The 20,221-nt window shown below is 65.2% G+C and carries 18 protein-coding genes and 2 pseudogenes; 11 read left to right on the top strand and 9 right to left on the bottom strand.

The window, feature by feature from the left end; genetic code table 11:
* The first annotated feature begins 326 nt into the window (after positions 1-326).
* The 8 genes from hemE to AC1DVA_RS21295 all read left to right on the top strand — a co-directional run bounded on the left by hemE (position 327) and on the right by AC1DVA_RS21295 (position 9,461).
* Positions 327-1,346: a uroporphyrinogen decarboxylase gene (gene hemE / locus AC1DVA_RS21330; RefSeq protein WP_476807195.1), complete on the top strand. Its 1,020-nt coding sequence runs from the start codon at positions 327-329 to the stop codon at positions 1,344-1,346.
* A 10-nt stretch (positions 1,347-1,356) separates the two neighbouring features.
* Complete coding sequence (gene hemJ, locus AC1DVA_RS21325) at positions 1,357-1,779, top strand: protoporphyrinogen oxidase HemJ (protein WP_265050926.1); 423 nt, start codon at positions 1,357-1,359, stop codon at positions 1,777-1,779.
* A 223-nt stretch (positions 1,780-2,002) separates the two neighbouring features.
* Positions 2,003-3,268: a transcription termination factor Rho gene (gene rho, locus AC1DVA_RS21320; protein WP_265050925.1), complete on the top strand. Its 1,266-nt coding sequence runs from the start codon at positions 2,003-2,005 to the stop codon at positions 3,266-3,268.
* Between the two features lie 518 nt (positions 3,269-3,786).
* A complete protein-coding gene (gene mnmE / locus AC1DVA_RS21315) occupies positions 3,787-5,115 on the top strand; it encodes a tRNA uridine-5-carboxymethylaminomethyl(34) synthesis GTPase MnmE (protein WP_476807194.1) in 1,329 nt (442 codons plus the stop codon).
* A gap of 74 nt (positions 5,116-5,189) precedes the next feature.
* Positions 5,190-7,079: a tRNA uridine-5-carboxymethylaminomethyl(34) synthesis enzyme MnmG gene (gene mnmG, locus AC1DVA_RS21310; RefSeq protein ID WP_476807193.1), complete on the top strand. Its 1,890-nt coding sequence runs from the start codon at positions 5,190-5,192 to the stop codon at positions 7,077-7,079.
* Positions 7,076-7,723 carry a 16S rRNA (guanine(527)-N(7))-methyltransferase RsmG gene (rsmG, locus tag AC1DVA_RS21305; RefSeq protein WP_476807192.1) on the top strand — a complete coding sequence of 216 codons (648 nt, stop codon included), beginning with the start codon at positions 7,076-7,078 and terminating at the stop codon, positions 7,721-7,723. Before mnmG ends, rsmG begins: the two co-directional genes overlap by 4 nt.
* A complete protein-coding gene (locus AC1DVA_RS21300) occupies positions 7,720-8,550 on the top strand; it encodes a ParA family protein (RefSeq protein ID WP_265050921.1) in 831 nt (276 codons plus the stop codon). Before rsmG ends, AC1DVA_RS21300 begins: the two co-directional genes overlap by 4 nt.
* 29 nt (positions 8,551-8,579) lie before the next feature.
* Complete coding sequence (locus AC1DVA_RS21295) at positions 8,580-9,461, top strand: ParB/RepB/Spo0J family partition protein (RefSeq protein WP_265050920.1); 882 nt, start codon at positions 8,580-8,582, stop codon at positions 9,459-9,461.
* Here the strand turns inward: AC1DVA_RS21295 and holA are convergent, their stop codons facing one another.
* The 3 genes from holA to leuS are packed head-to-tail and all read right to left on the bottom strand — an operon-like array spanning position 9,462 to position 13,641.
* Positions 9,462-10,490 carry a DNA polymerase III subunit delta gene (holA, locus tag AC1DVA_RS21290; RefSeq protein WP_476807191.1) on the bottom strand — a complete coding sequence of 343 codons (1,029 nt, stop codon included), beginning with the start codon at positions 10,488-10,490 and terminating at the stop codon, positions 9,462-9,464.
* Positions 10,491-10,496: 6 nt separating this feature from the next.
* Positions 10,497-11,030, bottom strand: a complete 534-nt coding sequence (locus tag AC1DVA_RS21285) for an LPS assembly lipoprotein LptE (RefSeq protein ID WP_265050918.1) — start codon at positions 11,028-11,030, stop codon at positions 10,497-10,499.
* Positions 11,017-13,641 (bottom strand): leucine--tRNA ligase, encoded by a 2,625-nt coding sequence (leuS, locus tag AC1DVA_RS21280; RefSeq protein WP_476807190.1) that lies wholly within the window; start codon positions 13,639-13,641, stop codon positions 11,017-11,019. The genes AC1DVA_RS21285 and leuS overlap by 14 nt, the downstream gene beginning before the upstream one ends.
* A 153-nt stretch (positions 13,642-13,794) precedes the next feature.
* Between leuS and AC1DVA_RS21275 the strand changes: the two genes are divergently transcribed.
* Positions 13,795-14,460 carry a YggS family pyridoxal phosphate-dependent enzyme gene (locus AC1DVA_RS21275; RefSeq protein WP_265050916.1) on the top strand — a complete coding sequence of 222 codons (666 nt, stop codon included), beginning with the start codon at positions 13,795-13,797 and terminating at the stop codon, positions 14,458-14,460.
* A gap of 85 nt (positions 14,461-14,545) precedes the next feature.
* On the opposite strand, the pseudogene AC1DVA_RS21270 reads toward AC1DVA_RS21275, so the two are convergent.
* Positions 14,546-14,925, bottom strand: a pseudogene (locus tag AC1DVA_RS21270) (glyoxalase superfamily protein).
* 115 nt (positions 14,926-15,040) lie between these two features.
* Positions 15,041-15,595 (bottom strand): L,D-transpeptidase family protein, encoded by a 555-nt coding sequence (locus AC1DVA_RS21265; RefSeq protein ID WP_265050915.1) that lies wholly within the window; start codon positions 15,593-15,595, stop codon positions 15,041-15,043.
* An 82-nt stretch (positions 15,596-15,677) separates the two neighbouring features.
* On the opposite strand from AC1DVA_RS21265, the gene AC1DVA_RS21260 reads away from it, so the two are divergent.
* Together AC1DVA_RS21260 and AC1DVA_RS21255 are read left to right on the top strand one after the other, a co-directional pair.
* Entirely contained in the window at positions 15,678-16,364 is a 687-nt protein-coding gene (locus AC1DVA_RS21260; RefSeq protein WP_265050914.1) for a response regulator transcription factor, read from the top strand.
* Positions 16,365-16,367: 3 nt separating this feature from the next.
* Positions 16,368-16,655, top strand: a pseudogene (locus AC1DVA_RS21255) (cyclic nucleotide-binding domain-containing protein); the annotation flags it as partial.
* A gap of 22 nt (positions 16,656-16,677) precedes the next feature.
* Here the strand turns inward: AC1DVA_RS21255 and AC1DVA_RS21250 are convergent.
* From AC1DVA_RS21250 to AC1DVA_RS21235, 4 genes are all read right to left on the bottom strand, one after another.
* A complete protein-coding gene (locus tag AC1DVA_RS21250; RefSeq protein ID WP_476807189.1) occupies positions 16,678-17,760 on the bottom strand; it encodes an EamA family transporter in 1,083 nt (360 codons plus the stop codon).
* Positions 17,761-17,877: 117 nt separating this feature from the next.
* The gene (gene xth / locus AC1DVA_RS21245) at positions 17,878-18,693 is read right to left on the bottom strand and encodes an exodeoxyribonuclease III (RefSeq protein WP_476807188.1); all 816 of its coding nucleotides are present in this window, start codon (positions 18,691-18,693) and stop codon (positions 17,878-17,880) included.
* 82 nt (positions 18,694-18,775) lie between these two features.
* Positions 18,776-19,627 (bottom strand): LolA family protein, encoded by an 852-nt coding sequence (locus tag AC1DVA_RS21240; RefSeq protein ID WP_476807187.1) that lies wholly within the window; start codon positions 19,625-19,627, stop codon positions 18,776-18,778.
* Positions 19,628-19,815: 188 nt separating this feature from the next.
* Positions 19,816-20,221 (bottom strand): DNA translocase FtsK (locus AC1DVA_RS21235; RefSeq protein WP_476807186.1); only part of this gene is annotated, 406 nt, incomplete at its 5' end.

Raw genomic sequence — 20,221 nt, 5'->3', positions numbered from 1 at the left:
CAGACGGCCGCCACCGGAGGCCTTGTATAACTCACCCCAACCATCAACAGCCGGCCGGCTGTGCATGGTTAAGGAAGTGTTTCACGTGAATCATTTTGGCGGTCTCGCCGGAGCGGCGGATTCCAATTCGTTAATAAAGCCTTAATGGCCGGTGGCGGCTCCTGCCAGCCCGCGACCCGCTGTCCCACTGCCTGTGGAACGGTTGTGGACAGGATTGGGCCGGGCTATCTCCCCTGTCCAAGAGTCAAAGAAAGAGAGTCTTTCATAGAATCTCTTTTTAGAGAGGAAGCGAGATGGATCGGCGAGCACTCGGAATGGCCAGTGAAATGCCCATCTTCCTTCGGGCTCTCGCTGGCGAGACTCTGCCCGTCCCTCCCGTCTGGCTGATGCGTCAGGCCGGTCGCTATCTGCAGGAGTATCGGGAGGTCAGGGCGAAAGCCGGTAGCTTCCTCGCGCTCTGCTACAATCCCGAACTTGCCGCCGAGGTGACGCTTCAGCCGATCAGGCGCTTCGGCTTCGATGCGGCGATCCTGTTCTCCGATATCCTGGTCGTGCCGCAAGCGCTCGGCCAGAAGCTCTGGTTCGTCGAGGGGGAAGGTCCGCGGCTCGAACCCGTCGCTGATGCTGGCCGTCTGGCCGAGATCGATCGCGTTGCCACCGTGAGCCAGCTCGACCCTATCCTGGAGACCGTGCAGCGGGTGCGCCGTACCCTGCCCGCAGCGACAGGCTTCATCGGCTTCTGTGGGGCGCCCTGGACCGTTGCGACCTATATGGTCGCCGGGCGCGGCACGCCGGATCAGGGGCCTGCCAAGGCGCTCTTCGCCAAAGACCCGGAGCTGTTCCAGGCGATCGTCGATCGCATCGTCGATGCCTCGATCAGCTATCTCAACGCGCAGATCGCTGCCGGCGTCGATGCGGTGCAGATCTTCGACAGTTGGGCGGGAGCGCTCGGCCCCGATGATTTCAGGCGCTGGTGCATCGCGCCGACGCGGCGAATCGTCGACGGCGTCCGGGCCGTTCATCCCCATGCCCGCATCATCGGCTTCCCGCGTGGAGCCGGCAGGCTGATCCCGGAATACGTTACCGGTACCGGCGTCGATGCCGTAGGGCTCGAAACCGATATCGACCGGAGCTTTGCCCGCGAGGCGATCCAGTCGATCGTGCCGGTTCAGGGCCATCTCGATCCGCTCCTGCTCAGGGCCGGCGGAGCGGAACTGGAAAAGGAGATCGAGATGATCCTGACTGCCTTTGGCGACCGGCCATTCATCTTCAATCTCGGGCACGGCATTCTGCCGGACACGCCGATCGCCCATGTCGAGCGGTTGCTGAAGGCGGTTCGGGGCTGAGGATCAGGACATGTATGAGTGGATCAAGGCTTTCCACGTCGTCGCCGTCATCTCGTGGATGGCCGGCATGCTCTATCTGCCGAGGCTGATGGTCTACCATGCCGAAGCCCAGACCGGCTCGATCCAGTCCGAGACCTTCAAGATCATGGAGCGGCGGCTGCTGAAGGGCATCATCAACCCGGCGATGATGCTGACCTGGGTGCTTGGCCTCTACCTCGCTTGGTATGCGTTCGGCTTCAAAGGTGGCTGGCTGCACGCCAAGCTGCTGCTGGTCGTCATCCTCTCCGGTATTCACGGGATGCTGGCCAAACACGTTCGGGCCTTTGCGGAGGATCGGAACCAGAAGCCGGCCCGCTACTTCCGCATGATCAACGAGGTGCCGGCCGTTCTGATGCTCGCAATCGTCATTCTCGTCATCGTCAAGCCGTTCTGAAGGCCTATCATGCTTCCGGCTTGAGTCCCGGCGCATTTCCCGCTATCAGGACACTGCGCTTCTCCAGCGTCCTCCCTGTTGTCGACTATTCGTGAGCGATCTGCCGCTGCAGCAGCTCATGTCGCGCAACCTCCGCGCAGGTCCGGCCAGGACCGAAGTCGATCAATCCAGTACCGTCCCCCGCCCCTGCTGGTTCGCAGGGCGTTCACGATCCGGGTGCCCCATGCGGGAAATCAAGCTTCAAGAGCTCAAGAGCAAATCGCCGACCGAACTGCTGGCTTTCGCCGAGGGGGTCGAGGTCGAGAACGCCAGCACGATGCGCAAGCAGGAGCTGATGTTCGCCATCCTCAAGCAGCTCGCCGCCCGCGAGACCGAGATCCTGGGCGAGGGTGTGGTCGAGGTTCTGCAGGACGGGTTTGGCTTCCTGCGTTCGCCCGATTCGAACTACCTGCCAGGGCCTGACGACATCTACGTCTCGCCGTCGCAGATCCGGAAGTTCGGCCTGCGCACGGGCGACACTGTCGAAGGCCCGATCCGCGGCCCGAAGGATGGCGAGCGCTATTTCGCCCTGCTCAAGGTCAACACCGTCAATTTCGAGGACCCGGAGAAGATCAAGCACAAGATCCACTTCGACAACCTGACGCCGCTCTACCCGGACCAGCGGCTGAAGCTCGAAGTGCAGGATCCGACCAAGAAGGATTTCTCGCCGCGCGTGATCGATATCGTCGCGCCGATCGGCAAGGGCCAGCGCGCCCTGATCGTCGCGCCGCCGCGGACCGGCAAGACCGTGCTGCTGCAGAACATCGCGCAGTCGATCACCACCAATCATCCGGAATGCTATCTGATCGTTCTGCTGATCGACGAGCGGCCGGAAGAAGTCACGGACATGCAGCGCTCGGTGAAGGGCGAGGTCGTGTCCTCGACCTTCGACGAGCCCGCCTCGCGCCACGTCCAGGTTGCCGAGATGGTCATCGAAAAGGCCAAACGCCTGGTCGAGCACGGCCGTGACGTCGTCATCCTGCTCGATTCGATCACGCGCCTTGGCCGTGCCTACAACACCGTCGTGCCGTCCTCCGGCAAGGTGCTGACCGGCGGTGTCGACGCCAACGCCCTGCAGCGGCCGAAGCGCTTCTTCGGTGCAGCTCGTAATATCGAAGAGGGCGGCTCGCTCACTATCGTCGCGACCGCGCTGATCGATACGGGCTCGCGGATGGACGAGGTGATCTTCGAGGAGTTCAAGGGCACGGGTAACTCGGAAATCGTGCTCGACCGCAAGGTGGCCGACAAGCGCATCTTCCCGGCGATCGACATCCTCAAATCCGGAACCCGCAAGGAGGAACTCATCACGCCGCGCTCCGATCTGCAGAAGACCTATGTGCTGCGCCGCATCCTCAACCCGATGGGTCCGCAGGACGCGATCGAGTTCCTGATCGACAAGCTCCGCCAGACCAAACAGAACTCCGAGTTCTTCGATTCGATGAACACCTGAGGGACCTGCCTCGAGAAGACTGATTTGATTCGCCGCCGTATCGATTGCCTAAGCCGGCAGTCGGTGCGGCGGCGAAGTCGTTTTGTGGGCAGACGCTTTTTTGACCAACCGTGGCGCGTTGATCGATTCGGAGTCGGTCATCTTTGTCTGGAGTCGGTTGGTGTCCGCAGGCCGACTAGGTATGACCTCCGCGTTTCTTCGCGCTTTGCCATCTTCCGCAGAGTCATACCGCTGTTCCAAACGGCAGTCGGACGCGCGAACTCGCGCTGAGGGCAACGAGAGGCATTCCCTGATCTCCGATTCGGTAGCGTAATGATTGCCAAAAGGCGGAAGATAGCCGGTTGCTGCTGGTTTGCAGCCGAGCACGCCTAAGCATCAGCGCGGCCGGTGCGAAACGCAGTGCCTCCCATCCGGCGGGCATTGCTGGCAGCACGGGCTGGAAGGCTCGGCAGGGTTTGACTGGCCCTCGCTGGTAAAGCACACCCTCACAAAGCCTCACCGAGCATCGATCAGCCACCATGGCCGCAGCAGATACCRACACATCCGAAGCCCATCCCACCATCGTCGCTTTGTCGTCGGCGCCTGGCCGCGCTGGCGTGGCGGTTGTGCGAGTGTCGGGCCCGCGCGTCCGATTCGTTCTCGAAACGGTTGCAGGAGTCATACCCGAGCCGCGTATGGCGACATTGCGCCGGTTGTCGGATGGAAACGGTATGACCGTGGATACTGCGCTGGTGTTGTTCTTCGCGGCGCCGGCGAGTTTTACCGGCGATGATGTCGCTGAGTTCCACATTCACGGTTCCCGCGCAGTTCTCGCGCGAATTCTGGCCATACTCGCGGCACTACCGGGAGTCAGACTGGCCGAAGCGGGAGAGTTTACCCGCCGCGCCTTCGAGGCGGGAAAGCTCGATCTGGCCGCGGTCGAGGGCCTGGGCGATCTGATCGATTCGGAAACGGAATGGCAGCGCAAGCAGGCGCTGCGCCAGATGGACGGCGGTCTCGGGGTTGTCGCGCAGGCATGGCGGGGCAAGCTCATCGAGGCGATGAGCCTGCTGGCCGCGGAGCTTGATTTCTCCGATGAAGGTGATGTGTCAGGGCCGCTGCAGGAACAGGCGCTGGGGCTCGCGGTGGAGGTTCTGGCGTCGCTGCGCGATGCCCTCGGCAGCTTCGCCATGGGCGAGCGTGTGCGGGAAGGTTTTGTGGTCGTGCTGGCCGGGCCGCCCAATGCCGGCAAGTCGACACTGCTGAATGCATTGGCGCGGCGTGAGGTGGCGATCGTTTCACCGATAGCCGGTACGACGCGCGACGCACTCGAAGTGCGCCTCGATCTCGCTGGCTTGCCCGTCATTCTGATCGACACGGCCGGCCTGCGAGACAGCATCGATCCAATCGAGGCCGAAGGCGTCAGGCGCGCCCGGGCGCTTGTGGATCGAGCGGACCTCGTCCTCGCTCTGCGAAGCATCGATTCGGAGCCGTATCGAATCCATGAAGCTGCTCCGACGCTGCCAATTGCGACGAAGTCGGATTTGGGCCGAGCTGCCCTCCCCGGCGAACGGGCCATCTCGGTCAAAAGCGGCGACGGGCTTTCCGGGCTTCTGACGGAGATCGTTACGCGTTTGCAAGCGCTGGGTCAGGCCGAACCGGCACTCCTGACACGTGAACGCCACCGCGCCGCGGTGACGGATGCGATCACTGCATTGGAGCGAGCCGTGACGGCGGGTCACGGGCAAAGCGAACTGCTGGCGGAAGATATGCGCCTGGCCGTCGTCGCCTTGGAACGGCTGGTCGGCCGCATCGATGTCGAGGATGTGCTCGACCAGCTGTTTTCTGGATTCTGTATCGGAAAGTGACAGCCGGCGTCCCATTTCATCGCTTTTCCGCGATTGCCGTTGACCCACCTGTCTCGCTTCGCTAGCGAAACACCATGTCCATTCATCCGCAGCATTACGACGTCGTCGTCGTCGGTGGCGGCCATGCCGGAACCGAAGCGGCTGCCGCCGCGGCGCGCTATGGCGCGCGCACCGCGCTGGTGACGCATAAGCCCGAGACGATCGGCGTGATGTCGTGCAACCCGGCCATCGGCGGGCTCGGCAAGGGTCATCTGGTCCGGGAGATCGATGCGCTCGACGGGATCATGGCGCATGCCGCCGATTTGGGCGGCATCCAGTTCCGCATGCTCAATCGGCGCAAGGGTCCGGCCGTGCGCGGCCCGCGCGCCCAGGCCGATCGGAAACTCTATCGCCTTGCCGTGCAGGAGTTGCTTGCGCGGCAAGAGAACCTCGACATCGTTGCCGGCGAGGTCTTCGACCTCTTGGTCGACGCGGAGCGCGTCGTCGGCGTCGTGCTGGCGGATGGACGTCGATTCGTTACCGGAACGGTCGTGCTGACAACCGGCACCTTCCTGCGTGGCCTGATCCATGTCGGCGAGACCCGCATCCCGGCCGGGCGCGTCGGCGAAGCGCCGTCCCTCGGCCTCTCGGCCACGCTGGAGCGTCACGGTTTTCCATTGGGACGGCTCAAGACCGGAACCCCTCCCCGGCTCGACGGCCGCAGCATCGATTGGGCGGCGCTCGAAATGCAGGCCGGCGACGAGCCGCCGGAGCCGTTCTCAGCGCTGACCACGGCGATCACCAACCCACAGATCTCCTGCGGAATCACGCGCACGACGCTGGCGAGCCACGAGCTGATCCGGGCCAATCTGCATCGCGCGCCGATGTTCTCAGGCCAGATCGAGGGACGCGGCCCACGCTATTGCCCATCGATCGAGGACAAGGTCGGGCGTTTCGGCGACCGCGACGGCCACCAGATATTCCTCGAGCCCGAGGGCCTGGACGACGACACCGTCTATCCGAACGGCATCTCGACCTCGCTGCCTGAGGATGTTCAGCTTGGTCTGTTGAAGACGATCCCCGGTCTCGAACGCGCGGCGATGCTGCGGCCCGGCTATGCGATCGAGTATGACTTCGTCGATCCGCGCGCGCTGAAGAACACGCTGGAGACGCGCACCATCGGTGGACTGTTCCTGGCGGGACAGATCAACGGCACGACTGGTTATGAAGAGGCGGGCGCGCAGGGCCTGCTCGCAGGGCTCAATGCCGCGCGACTTGCTGGCGGCGCTGAGCCGGTGGTCTTCGATCGGACCCAATCCTATATCGGCGTTCTCGTCGACGATCTCGTCACGCACGGCGTTACGGAACCGTACCGAATGTTCACGTCGCGAGCGGAATTCCGCTTGTCGCTCCGCGTCGACAATGCGGACGAGCGGCTGACGGCGCTGGGTGTCCAACTCGGAATTGTCGGCTCGATCCGACAGGCGGCGTTCGACGACCGGCACCGAGAGATCGGGATGTTGCGCGAGACGCTGCAAAACCTGTGGCTGACGCCTCAGCAGGCAGACAGCGTTGGCCTGCAGCTCAATCGCGACGGGGTGCGACGTAGCGCGTATCAGATCCTCTCCTACCCGGATGTCGATTTCGGGCGGCTAGCGGCGGTTTGGTCCGAATTGCACCGCTGGCCGGCCTCGGTGACGGCGCGCGTCACGGCGGATGCCGTCTATGCGGTTTATCTCGACCGGCAGGCCGCGGAGATTCAGGCCTATCGCCGGGACCAATCGCTGAAGGTCCCCGTCGATCTGGATCTCGACGCCATTTCCGGGCTGTCGAACGAGCTCAAGGCGAAGCTTGCGTTGCAGCGACCGGCTGATCTGGCGCAGGCTGGGAAGATTGAAGGCATGACTCCAGCGGCTTTGACGTTGCTGGCGGCGCATGCGCGAAAAACCCGGGCCGCGGCAGTTTTATCCACAGGACCGACGTGACTGTTGATAAGGAAGACCGTCAGCACGCTTTGCGCTTGACGCCTGTTTCACGTGAAACAGAGGAGCGATTGGCCCTGCTCGTCGCGGAGTTGGAGCGTTGGCAGGCGGCGAAGAACCTCGTCTCCTCGGCAACTCTGTCCGAGGTCTGGACGCGTCACATCGCGGATTCGCTGCAAATCTTCAATCTCGCGGCCGGGTGCGAGCGCTGGCTCGATCTTGGCTCGGGAGGCGGTTTTCCCGGTCTGGTGATCGGCATTTGCTTGGCAGAGCAGGGCCGGGGCCAGATCGATCTTGTCGAGAGCAATGCCCGCAAATGCGCGTTTCTGCGGCACGCGGCTCGCGTCACCGGAGCACCGGTCCGGGTGCATGCGGCACGGATCGAGGATGCGATCGGCGATTTCAACGGCAAGGTCGATGTCGTCACAGCGCGCGCGTTGGCGCCACTGACCCAGCTTCTCGATTGGTGCGAAGATTTATTGAGAAACGGCACTCTCGGCCTCTTTCCCAAGGGACAACATCTAGATGCGGAATTGACCGACTCAGCAAGATATTGGAAGATTCAGGCTACGACGGTTTCCTCCGTGACAGATGCCGCTGCGCGAATCCTGATGGTTCGCTCGGCCGAGAGACGAGCCGATTCATGACTGAGGTTCCATCTGCGACACCATCGCGCCGCCCGCGCGTGATCGCGCTCGCCAACCAGAAGGGCGGCGTCGGCAAAACGACGACGGCGATCAATCTGGGGACGGCGCTGGCGGCGATCGGCGAGAAGGTGCTGATCGTCGATCTCGATCCACAGGGCAACGCTTCGACCGGGCTGGGCGTCGATCGCCGCAACCGGAAATCCTCGACCTATGACGTGCTTTGCGGCGATGTCGGCTTGGGTCAGGCGCTCCAGCCGACGGCTGTGCCCGGCTTGTCGCTGGCGCCTTCGACACTCGATCTGCTTGGCGTGGAGCTGGAGATTGCCTCCGCCAAGGATCGTGCACACCGGTTGAAGACCGCAATCGACGAGCTGTGCTACGACCAGCGCTGCCAGGATTTGACCTATGTCCTGATCGATTGCCCGCCTTCGCTCAGCCTGATCACCATCAACGCGATGACGGCCGCCGATGCCGTGCTGGTACCGCTGCAGTGCGAATTCTTTGCGCTGGAGGGTCTCAGCCAGCTGCTCAAGACGGTGGAGCAGGTCCGCGCCGGCCTCAATCCGCGTCTGATCATCCAGGGGGTGGTGCTCACCATGTTTGATCCGCGCAACAATCTGTCGGGCCAGGTTATGGCAGATGTGAAGAGTTTCCTTGGAGACAAGGTTTATGAGACTGTGATCCCACGTAATGTGCGGATTTCCGAGGCCCCGTCCTATGGCAAGCCTGCACTGCTCTATGATCTGCGCTGTTCGGGGTCGCAGGCCTATCTGCGGCTGGCGTCGGAAGTGATCAAGCGCGAGCGCGCCCTGCGCGCGGCCGCCTGAAGCAAGCAACGAGGTTACGAGGAATGGCGATGGCCGAAGAACAGGGGCGTTCCCGCCTTGGCCGCGGTCTGGCGGCACTGATCGGCGATGTCGGCGAGGAAATCGGCGCGATCGAGCGGGCGCGCGGCCAGCGCCGGGTCCCCGTCGAGTTCCTGCGGCCGAGCGCCCGCAATCCACGCCGCAGCTTCGCCGAGGATGATCTGGAGGAGCTGACGACCTCCGTCCGCGAGCGGGGCATCCTGCAGCCCATCATCGTTCGCTCGATCCCCGGCATGATCGACGCCTATGAGATCATCGCCGGCGAACGCCGCTGGCGCGCGGCGCAGCGCGCCGAGTTGCACGATGTGCCGGTCATCCTCGTCGAGGCTGATGATCGAGAGGCGCTCGAGATCGCCATCGTCGAGAACGTCCAGCGCACGGACCTCAATGCGATCGAGGAAGCCGCCGGCTATGAGCGGCTGATTGCCGAGTTCAGCTACACGCAGAACGATCTGGCCCGCGTCATCGGCAAGAGCCGCAGCCATGTCGCCAATACGTTGCGCCTGTCGAAGCTGCCGGAATCGGTGCGCAAGATGGTGAGTGAAGGCGCCGTTTCGGCTGGGCATGCACGTGCATTGCTTTCCGTTTCGGACCCGGAATTCATGGCGCGCAAGATAGTCGACGAAGGTCTGAGCGTTCGCGACATCGAGCGGGTCGTGCAGGAAGAATCCCGGGGCGAAACGAAAAGTGCCGTCCCGGCGAAGCCCAGGGTGGAGAAGGATCCGGACACAAGAGCTCTCGAAAAGGCTCTCGAGGAAGCCCTCGGCCTTGCCGTTTCCATTGGACATCGTCCCAACGGGTCGGGCGAGGTCAAGATCGGCTACAAGACGCTCGAACAGCTTGACGCGCTCTGCCGCCGCCTGAAGGCCTGATCAGTCCGCTCGATTGGTTCGCCCGACACGGGCAAGCGTCCACAAGGCGCGGGTTGCGATAGCGCGGCCCATATCGGCGCTCTGGCGCGTGGCCAGGATGGCGTTGCCGAGCAGGCCGACCGCATCGTTCAGCTTGGCGCTGGACCAGGTATTGAGGGCGGCTTCCGTGGTCGCGATGCGCGGATAGGGCAGGCGCATGGTTCCCACGACGTCCCTGACACCTCGCCCGGCATCGATCGCCTGACGGGCCTTGAGCAAGGCCAAGGCCTGGCGCAGCACGGCGCCGAGCATCACGCCGGGGTCGAGCCCCTCGCTGCTGAGCTTGGCCTGGGCGAGATCGAGCACGGGCAGCTTTCCGGCAAAGACGGCATCGACGAGCATGGCCTGCTCGCGCTGGGCGGTGTCGCCGACAACCGCTTCGACATGTTCGGCGAGGATGGCGGGCTCCGAGCCGACATAGAGCAGAAGCTTCTCGATCTCCCGGCGCGAAGTCTGCCTGTCGCCCCCCAGCAAACCGGCGAGATGATCCCGGGTGTTCCTGTCGATCGACTTCGCGGCGCCCCGGACCATCTCGTCGATGATCGTGCCGAGATCGCGGGCGGCATCGCCATAGCAGGGCACTGCGAGGGCGGTCCTGGCCCTCTCGCAGGCCGTGCGCAGCGGGTTCGTACGCTGGAGATCGCCGGCTTCGACGATGACGAGCGCGTCCTGCGAGGGCGTCGCCAGCAGCGGCTCGACGGCGGCCTGCAAGGGCTTGGATGTCGGGGAGACGCGAATGGCGCGCCGGCCGCCGAAGAGGCCGATGGTGTTGGCTTCGTCGACCAGTCTCAGGGGATCGGCGGCCACGACATCGCCGTCCATGCGGATGAGCTGGAAAGCATCGTTCGGATCGTCGACGCTGGATCGGCCCAGCGCGCTTGCCCGCTCGGAGACGAGCCCCGCATCGGGGCCGTAGATCAGGACAAGGCGCCAGGCCGGATCGAGGCGCGCCAGCGTGCGTTCCGCCTCATGGGCCTTGATCGCGACCATGACCGATCAGGAGGTAAGGTCGGCGGCGATCAGTCCCCGGACGATGGTGGCGAGGTTCTTCGCCGCGCGGACCTGGGCGTCGCGTGCCGCGCGCACCGTGGCGAAGCGCTGGGAGGAACGCTCATAGGGGGCGCGGACGGAGTTGGTGCCGGATGAGACGACCTCGCCCGTTCCGATGCGTGTGACCTTCCAGGTCGCCGTTGCGACCAGAACCGCCGAATCGGCCCGGCCATTGGCGTAGTCGACGGTGACGACCTCGACGGACTCCGAGATCGCCGCGTCGAGCTTCAGCTTTCGCTGGGCGTCGGGCTCGCCGCCGCCGTCGAGCTCGAAGACCAGTTCGTTGCGGAAATAATGGCCCATAAGGCCCTTGATCTCGGGAATCTCGATGCTGCGCATCGCCGACTTTACGCTGCCGCCCACCGTGCTCGAGGTGTATTCGGAGTAGAGCGGCTGGAAGCAGCCGCCGGCGAGCGCCGCTGCAGCAAGAATGGCTGCCAGTAGCGTGCGACGGGGGAGAACGGCTTCAGACGACGACATTCACGATTCTCCCGGGAACCACGATGATCTTGCGGATGGCGCGCCCTTCGAGGGCCCGCTGCACCGCTTCGTTGCCGCGAACGACGGTTTCGACCGCCATCGTATCGGCATCGGCCGGAACCGTCACCTCCGCGCGCTTCTTGCCGTTGAGCTGGACGGGCAGCGTGATGCTGTCGTCCTTCAGCAGCGCGGTTTCGACCTCCGGCCACGATGCCTCTCCGGCGAGACCCGGCAGGCCCAGCGCCTGCCAGCACTCCTCGGCCAGATGCGGCATCATCGGCGCCACAAGCTGGGTCACGATCGTGGCGGCCTCAAGGAGGGCGAAGGCGATATCGGCATCGAGCTCAGCCTTCTCGGCCGCGACATCGAGCGCCTTACCGATGGCGTTGGTGAGCGTATAGACATGCGCGATGCAGCGATTGAAGGCGAGACGCTCGATATCGGCGGCGACCGCGTCGAGGGCACGATGGCTCGCCTTGCGCAGCGTCAGCGCCGCCTCGCCGATCGCGGCGGGCTTTGCGGCCTTGCCGCCGGTGCGCTCGGCAATCTCCGCGACCAGGCGCCACAGACGCTGGACGAAGCGGGCGGCGCCCTGCACGCCCTCATCGGTCCAGATCACGTCGCGATCGGGCGGCGAATCGGAGAGCATGAACCAGCGCGCGGTGTCGGCGCCGTAGGAGGCGATGATGTCGTCGGGGTCCACGACGTTCTTCTTGGACTTCGACATCTTCTCGATCGCGCCGATCTCGATCGGAGCGCCGGTCTCGACATCGAAACCCTTGCGTTCGTTGCCGGAGACATCGATGCGGACGTTGCCGGGCTCGACCCAGCTGCCATCGGCGGCGCGATAGGTCTCGTGCACGACCATGCCCTGGGTGAACATGCCGGCGAAGGGCTCGTCCAACCCGGCATGGCCGGTCTTCTTCATCGCGCGGGTGAAGAAGCGCGAATAGAGCAGGTGGAGGATCGCGTGCTCGACGCCGCCGATATACTGGTCGACCGGCAGGAAGCGATCGACCGCCTTGCGGTCGGTCGGGCTCTCGGTCCGCCAGGGTTCGGTGAAGCGTGCGAAGTACCAGGACGAATCGACGAACGTGTCCATCGTGTCCGTCTCGCGCCGGGCATCCTTGCCGCATTGCGGGCAGGCGACATGCTTCCAGGCCGGATGATGGTCGAGCGGGTTGCCCGGCTTCTCGAAGGAGACGTCGTCCGGCAATTTCACCGGCAGATCCGCATCGGGAACAGGGATCGTTCCGCAGTCGGAACAATGGACGACCGGGATCGGGCAGCCCCAGTAGCGCTGCCGCGAGATGCCCCAGTCGCGCAGGCGGAAATTGACCTTGCGCTGGCCGACGGGGCGGTTGCCCCGGGTTTCGCTCTCGAGGCGGCGCGCGACCTCCTCCTTGGCTTCCGCGATGGTCATACCGTCGAGGAAGCGCGAGTTGATCATGCGGCCGTCACCGTCATAGGCGGTGTCGGTGATGACAAAATCCGCCGGATCGGTGCCTTCGGGCGCCACGACCGGGGTATTACCCATGTCATACTTGTTGACGAAGTCGAGGTCGCGCTGGTCATGCGCCGGGCAGCCGAAGATGGCGCCGGTGCCGTATTCCATCAGGATGAAGTTGGCGACGTAGACCGGCAGCGTCCAGTTGGGATCGAAGGGATGGACGGCGCGCAGGCCGGTGTCGAAACCGAGCTTCTCGGCCTTGTCGATGTTCTCCTGCGCCGTGCCGGTGCGCTTGCATTCCTCGATGAAGGCCTGCAACGCGGGATTGTTCGTGGCCATCGCCTTGGCGATCGGATGGTCGGGAGCAACCGCGACGAACCTGGCGCCGAACAGCGTATCCGGGCGGGTCGTGTAGACCTCGACCTCATCCTGCCGAACGGCATTCGATTCGAGAGCGAAACGAACCAACAGGCCTTCGGAACGGCCGATCCAGTTCCTCTGCATCAGCCGGACCTTGTCCGGCCAGCGGGTCAGGCCGTCGAGCGCGTCGTGCAGCTCCTGGCCATACTCGGTAATCTTGAAGAACCACTGGGTCAGCTCGCGGATCTCGACCGGCGCGCCGGAGCGCCAGCCGCGTCCGTCGATGACCTGCTCGTTGGCGAGCACGGTCTCGTCGACCGGGTCCCAGTTGACCTTGGCGGTCTTGCGGTCGACCAGCCCGGCCTTCAGGAAATCCAGGAACATCTTCTGCTGGTGGCGATAATAGCTGGGGTCGCAGGTCGCCAGCTCGCGGCTCCAGTCGAGCGACAGGCCCATCGATTTGAGCTGCTTGCGCATCGTCGCGATGTTCTCGTAGGTCCACTCGCGCGGATGGACCTTCTTCTGCTTGGCGGCGTTCTCGGCCGGCAGGCCGAAAGCATCCCAGCCCATCGGATGCAGCACCGAGAAGCCCTTGGCGCGCTTGTAGCGCGCGACGACGTCGCCCATCGCATAGTTGCGGACATGCCCCATATGGATGCGGCCGGACGGGTAGGGGAACATCTCGAGGACGTAGTAGCTCGGCCGCGTATCGTCGTTCCTCGTCTCGAAGAGCTTGCGCTCCTCCCAGACGGCGCGCCATTTCGGCTCGGACTCTTTCGGGTTGTAACGTTCGACGGCCATGTCAGCGGGCAATTCTTGCGGGTTTGCCGGCTCCCGGAGGCAGGCCGGCGCAGGGGCTGAATGCAAAAACCGGATGCCGGATTCTCGCAATCTGCTCTAGGACACCATTGCGCGCACGCGGTCAACGGCGCGCAGGGCATGAGAGGCTGGCAGATGAGCGATACGGTTACGCGTTTGGAGGCGACCCGGGGGGCGATCGCGCGAGTCGCGCGCGATTTCGGGCGCAAGCCCGAGAGCGTCACGCTGATCGCCGTCTCGAAGACGATGCCGGCCGAGGCGATCCTGCCGGCGCTCGAAGCCGGCCAGCGCATCTTCGGCGAGAACTACGTGCAGGAGGCCAAGGCGAAGTGGCCGGCGCTCAAAGAACGCTTTCCCGATGCCGAGCTGCACATGATCGGCCCGTTGCAGTCCAACAAGGCGCGCGAAGCGGTCGAGCTCTTCGATGCGATCCATTCGCTCGACCGCGAGAGCCTGGCGAAGGAGCTGGCGCGCGAGATCGCGCGGGCGGGGCGGGCGCCGCGCCTGCTGGTACAGGTCAACACGGGCGAGGAAGCCCAGAAGGGCGGCGTCATGCCGGCCGATGCGGATGCGTTCCTCGCGCGCTGCCGCGATGTTCACGGTCTGGTGATCGAGGGGCTCATGTGCATCCCGCCTGCCGACGAGCCGCCTTCGCCGCATTTCGGCCTGCTCGCCAAGATCGCCGACCGCAACGGTCTCAAGGGCCTGTCCATGGGCATGAGTGCCGATTACGAGGCGGCGATCCAGCTCGGCGCGACCTATGTGCGCGTCGGCAGCGCGATTTTCGGCGCGCGGGGATAGCGCGGCGTCATGCTCGGGCAGGCTCAGGGGCCTCCTTTGGCCGGAGATTCTCGGTCTGAGCTTCGCTCCGCCCGAGAATGACGATCTACTTCAGCGGCTCGCCGACATCGATGYGGTTGCCGTCCGGGTCCTCGAAGACGAAGGCGCGCAGGCCGTAATCCTTGTCGCGCAGGCCCTTGACGATGCGCAGGCCGCGCTCGCGGACGATGGCGTGCATGGCGTCGATATCCTCGACCATCATATGGGCGACGTTGAAAGCGGCCGGCTCGTGGCCGGGCTGGAGCGTCAGGTGCAGCTCGGCCGCATCCCGCTTCAGAATCATGAAGCCGACGGGATTGCCGTTCTCGAAGGTTTTCCGGAAGCCGAGGCGCCGATGTAAAAATCGCAGGCGCGCGCCATGTCGGCGACGGGCAGCATGGCGGCGATCCGCCCGAAGCGGAGGCCGGTGGAGACCGAATCAGTCATCGCAGGTTCTCTAGCTGGGAGCGGCGCGACGATGCGGGGCGGTGCCCGAGGCGTCGGCCGAGTCCGGAGAGGATGTTCGAGACGGTGCTCGGGAGCGCTTCTAGCGCAATGGGGCCTATCTGACCAGAATCCGGCAATGCCGCGCCAGGCGCGGCAGCACCTTGGCGAAGACATGCCCCTCGACCGCGACGCAGCCGGCCGTGGGTGTGAAGCCCGGGCGGGCAAGGTGCCAGAAAATCGCACTGCCGCGCCCGCGAATCACCGGCCTGTCGTTCCAGCCGAGCTCGACGATGACGTCGTAGAGATGATCCTCGCGCTGGAGCCGCTCCTCGGCTTTGCCGGGCGGGCGATCGATCAGGCGGTTGTAGCGCCGGTCTTTCTGGTCGTCGCACCAGGCGTCGCGCGGTCCGATCCGCTTCAGCGGCAGCAGCGTGCGGGGGCGGGCGAGACGGTCGGCGCGGTAGAAGACGCTGCGCAGCGGCAGGCTGGTACGCGGCGTGCCGCCGTCGCCTTCGCGCTTGTCGGTGCGGATGCCGCCGCGGCCGAGCGCGCAGGGAAACACCGCCGAGCCGGCAACGAGGAAGCCCTTGCGGCGGTCGCGAACGGACGCGAAGACCCGCAGCGAGGAGAGATTGCGCGGGCCAAAGGGGGGATGCGGACGGTTTCTCACGGGGATTCCAGGCTGCCTGACTTGCGATGACGACTCAGCGGGCTCATGTTGCCCTAACGATTGCTTCCGAGCGAACCGCCTCATGTCCGTCGTCCATCATATTCTCCTGGTCGATGACGACCAGACCCTGCGCGATGCGCTGGCCGAGCAGCTTGCACTCTATGAGGAGTTCAGGCTGACGACGGCCGGCACGGCTGCGGCGGCGGTCAAGGCCGTGCAGGGCGAGCGCGTCGATCTCGTGGTCATGGATGTCGGCCTGCCCGACATGGACGGGCGCGAGGCGGTCAAGGTGATGCGCAAGAACGGCTTCAAGAGCCCCGTGGTGATGCTGACCGGCCAAGGCTCGGACGCCGACACGGTGCTGGGGCTGGAAGCCGGCGCGAACGATTATGTGGTGAAGCCGTTCAAGTTCGCCGTGCTGCTGGCGCGCATCCGCGCCCATCTGCGCCAATACGAGGCGAGCGAGGACGCGATCTTTCAAGTCGGTCCCTACACCTTCCACCCAGGATCGAAGCTGCTCGTCAGCGAGAAGGGCTCGAAAACCAAGCTCACCGAGAAGGAGACCGCGATCCTGCGCTTTCTCTATCGAGCGGGCAGGAAGCCGATCGCCCGCGAGGTGCTGCTACAGGAGGTCTGGGGCTATAACAGCCAGGTCACGACCCATACGCTGGAGACGCATATCTACCGGCTGCGCCAGAAGATCGAACCTGATCCGGGCAATGCCCGGCTGCTGGTCACCGATGCCGGCGGCTACCGGCTGAATCCCTGACGGATGGCCCTCGACGACGACATGGCACTGCTGGCCCGGCAGCCGCTGCTGAGCGTGATGGAACGCGACGCGCTGCGGTTGCTCGCCTTCGCGGCGGAAAGCCGCATCCTGCGCGCCGGCGACGTGCTGTTCCGTGCTGGCGAACCTTCGGACGGCGCGGTTCTGGTCGTGTCCGGCGCCATCGCGCTGACGGCCCAGGATGATGGCCAGCCGGCGAGCGAGATCATCGGACCCGGTGCCATGATCGGCGAGCTCGCGCTCTTCACCTCGGTGCCCCGCCAGGTCACGGCCATCGCGCGCGAGCCGTCGCAGGTCATGCGGCTGCCGCGCAGCGTGATGCGGCGCGTGCTCGGCGAATCGCCCGATTCGGCCGAGGCGATAATGGCCGCGATCGGCGACAGGCTGCGCGGCTTCGTGGGCGAGCTGTCGGCCGTGCAGAGGGCGCTCGGCGCCATCGACCGCAAGTAAGCGCCGGGAGGCGCGGCCCCTCACGACGATGGCGGGTGCCTGGCGGCGCGGATCGCGGCCAGAGGATATTGATGCACAGGCCGGACAGCACGAGGCCGGCCGCCAGGAATTTCCAGCCCGGCAGGGGTTCGCCGAGCCAGAGCGCGGCGGCGCCCATGCCGAAGACGGGAACCAGCAGGGATGTCGGCGCGACGGTGGCGGCGGCGTAGCGCGACAGCAGCCAGCCCCAGACGGCATAGCCGAACATGACGTTGCCGACAGCCTGCCAGATCGCGGCCGCCCAGGCGGCGAGAGGCGCGCCGGTCAATCCGTCGCGGATCGCAGGCCAACCCTCGAAAAGCCATGACAGCGCGAACAGGGGCGGCACGGCGAACAGGCTGGTCCAGACGACATAGGCGAGCATGTCGACCTGCGGGGTGCTGCGCGCCACGGTGTTGCCGGACGCCCAGCAGAGCGCGGCGCCGAGCACGAGGATGACCCCGAGCGGCGTGGTCGTGCCGTCGGCGTGCCAGAGGATCACGGCAATGCCGCTGGCCGCGAGGAGCAGACCGACGATCTGGAAGGGCTGGACGCGCTCGCGTGTGATCGCCGCGGCGAGCAGGATCGTGAAGAAGGACTGGGCCTGCACCACCAGCGAGGCGAGGCCCGGCGCGATGAAACCCTTGATGGCGATGAACAGCAGTCCGAACTGGCCGGCGCCGATCAGGATCCCGTAGGCCGCGAGCTTGCTCCAGGGCACGGCCGGCCGCTTCAGGAAGAAGACCTCCGGCAGAAGCGCGAACATGAAGCGCAGGCAGGCGAAGAGCAGCGGTGGAAAATGCTCCACGCCGATATGGATGACGACGAAGTTGGTGCCCCAGACCACCATCACCGCGAGGGTGAGAAGCGCGTCGCGCAGGGATAGCGATGTGGAGGGTGCGGGCTGCACTGGCTCTGGCCGCTGCAAGGAAACGTGCCGCGGCTATATCATGGAAATCCGGGGCAGGATGGCCCGGCGCGGCATGTCCGTGGCGCCTCCGGCACATGGGTGGGTCAGAGGGCCTCTTCAGAGGTCCAGCGTCACCGTGACCGGAACATGGTCGGACGGACGCTCCCAACCCCGGGCCTCGCGCAGGAAGGTGAGGTCGCGCAGCGTCGGCTTCAGCGCGTCTGACAGCCAGATATGGTCGAGCCTGCGGCCCCTGTTCGATGCTTCCCAATCCTGCGCACGGTAGCTCCACCAGGAATAGAGCTTCTCCGGCTCGGGCCGCAGCGTGCGGGCCGCGTCGGTCCAGCCGAGCTCGCTGCGCAGCCGCTCCAGCGTCGTTGTCTCGATCGGCGTATGGCTGACGACGTCGAGCAGCTGCTTGTGGCTCCAGACGTCATGTTCATAGGGGGCGATGTTGAGGTCACCGAGCAGGATCGCGGGTCGGTCGGTCGGCTTCTTCGTCACGCCCCAGGCGCCGATTTCGTCGAGGAAGGCGAGCTTGTGCGCGAACTTGTCGTTCTTCGCGGGGTCGGGGATGTCGCCGCCGGCCGGGATGTAGAAGTTATGGATGGCGATGCCGGCAGCGGGCCCGGCCGCGGTGTCGAGCGTCACCGTCATGTGCCGGGCATCGTTGCGGCCGCACATGGACATCGCGTCCTTCTCGCTGAAGGGCAGCTTCGAGACGATGGCGACACCGTTATAGCCCTTCTGGCCGATGAAGGCCTGATGGACGTAGCCGAACTGGTGGAAGGCCTTGGCCGGGAACTGCTCGTCCGGCGTCTTGGTCTCCTGCAGGCAGAGGACGTCCGGGGCGTAGCGAGCGAGGAACTCGCCGACCATGCCGATGCGCAGGCGGACCGAGTTGATGTTCCAGCTGGTGACGGTGAGTTGCACGCGAGGATTCCGGCCGAGAGGAGGGCGGAAACTCGTTCGGCAAGCAAAAAAAGGCAAGCCGTTTTCGGCTTGCCGATCCGCGTCAGAGGGTGCGCTGGTAGTCGATCACGAAATTCTTCGGATCGGGCCGGCGGCGGGTGTCGAGATTATAGAGCGAGACCGAGGTCTCATAGCCCTGCGGGTCGATGACGATCCATTGCCGTAGCTCGTTGGCGACGAGATCGAATTTCAGCGTGATCTTCGAGGTGCCGCCGAGCGTCGAACGGTCCTCCAGCCTGACCGACAGGATGTCGCCGTCGATGCTGGCGCCCTTCAGCGTGCCCTCGCGGGCGAGGTCCATGCGCTCGCGCACCAGGAATTTCAGCGGCGTCTGGCCGATCGAGTAGATGTCCTGCGTCGCCAGGCGCTTGTCGCGGACGGCGACCGAGGTGCCGTCGGAGATCACCTCGGTGGTCGTGGGCGGTTCGTATTCGAAGCGCATCTTGCCGGGGCGCTGGATGTAGATGCGCCCTTCGAGACGCCGGCCATTGGCGGCGAACTGGATGAAATTGCCCTGCAGCGTGGCGAAGCTGTTGAGATAGGTGTTGAGCCGCTCGATCGCCTCTTCCTGGGTCGCAGGCGCCGTGCCCTTGGCTTTTGCGGGGGTAGCCGCAGGCTGTGCCGACTCCGGCGCCGCTGCTGCCGTGGATGCGGCTGCGCTGGACGAGGCGGGTTGCACGGCGGGCGCATCCGCGGCGGCGGTTCGCGGCAGCCCGAGATTGGCAGGGCGCGGCGGCGGCAGGACGAGACGCGGGGCAGCGGGCTTGGCTGCGACCGGCTTCGGCGGCAGAAGCTGGAGGGGCTGGGCAGCCAACGGCGCGGCTGCGATCACGCAACCGAAAACCGTCGTCGCCAGAAACGCAGTCCGGACCGCCGGGGTCAATCTATCGAGCAAGGCTGCTCCACTCCCTGTGCCCCGGCCATCCCCATGCCGCAGCTTGCAAACGCGTTACGGCAAGAGGATCGACGGATGCCGGCCTGCCGAAGGTTCAACGCGTGGTCAGCTGCCGAGGTTGCAGCATCGTCATGGCAATTTGAGGACTGGCCTCGGCGGCTGCAAGGGCTTGCCTCGCTTCGCCCGCCTCATTCGTCATGCTGGTTCTGGGTCTCGACCAGAATCTCGCGTTTCCCTGCGTGGTTTGCGGGTCCGACGATGCCCTCGTTCTCCATGCGCTCCATGATGGATGCGGCGCGGTTGTAGCCGATCTGGAGGCGGCGCTGGATGTAGGAGGTCGAGGCCTTCTTGTCGCGCAGCACGACCGCCACCGCCTGCTCATAGGGATCGTCGCTCTCGACCGAACCCATGCCGGTCTTGTCGAAGACCGCGCCGTCCTCGTCCTCGCCGGCTTCCTCCTCCTCGGAGGTGACGGCGTCGAGATATTGCGGCCGGCCTTGCGTCTTGAGATGGGCGACGACCTTCTCGACTTCGTTGTCCGAGACGAAGGGGCCGTGGACGCGGGTGATGCGGCCGCCGCCGGCCATGTAGAGC

The sequence above is a fragment of the Allobosea sp. P4_C6 genome (genome assembly GCF_056402015.1).
Note: the sequence above shows the minus strand (reverse complement) of the source record. Positions and strands in the feature narration are given on the sequence as shown.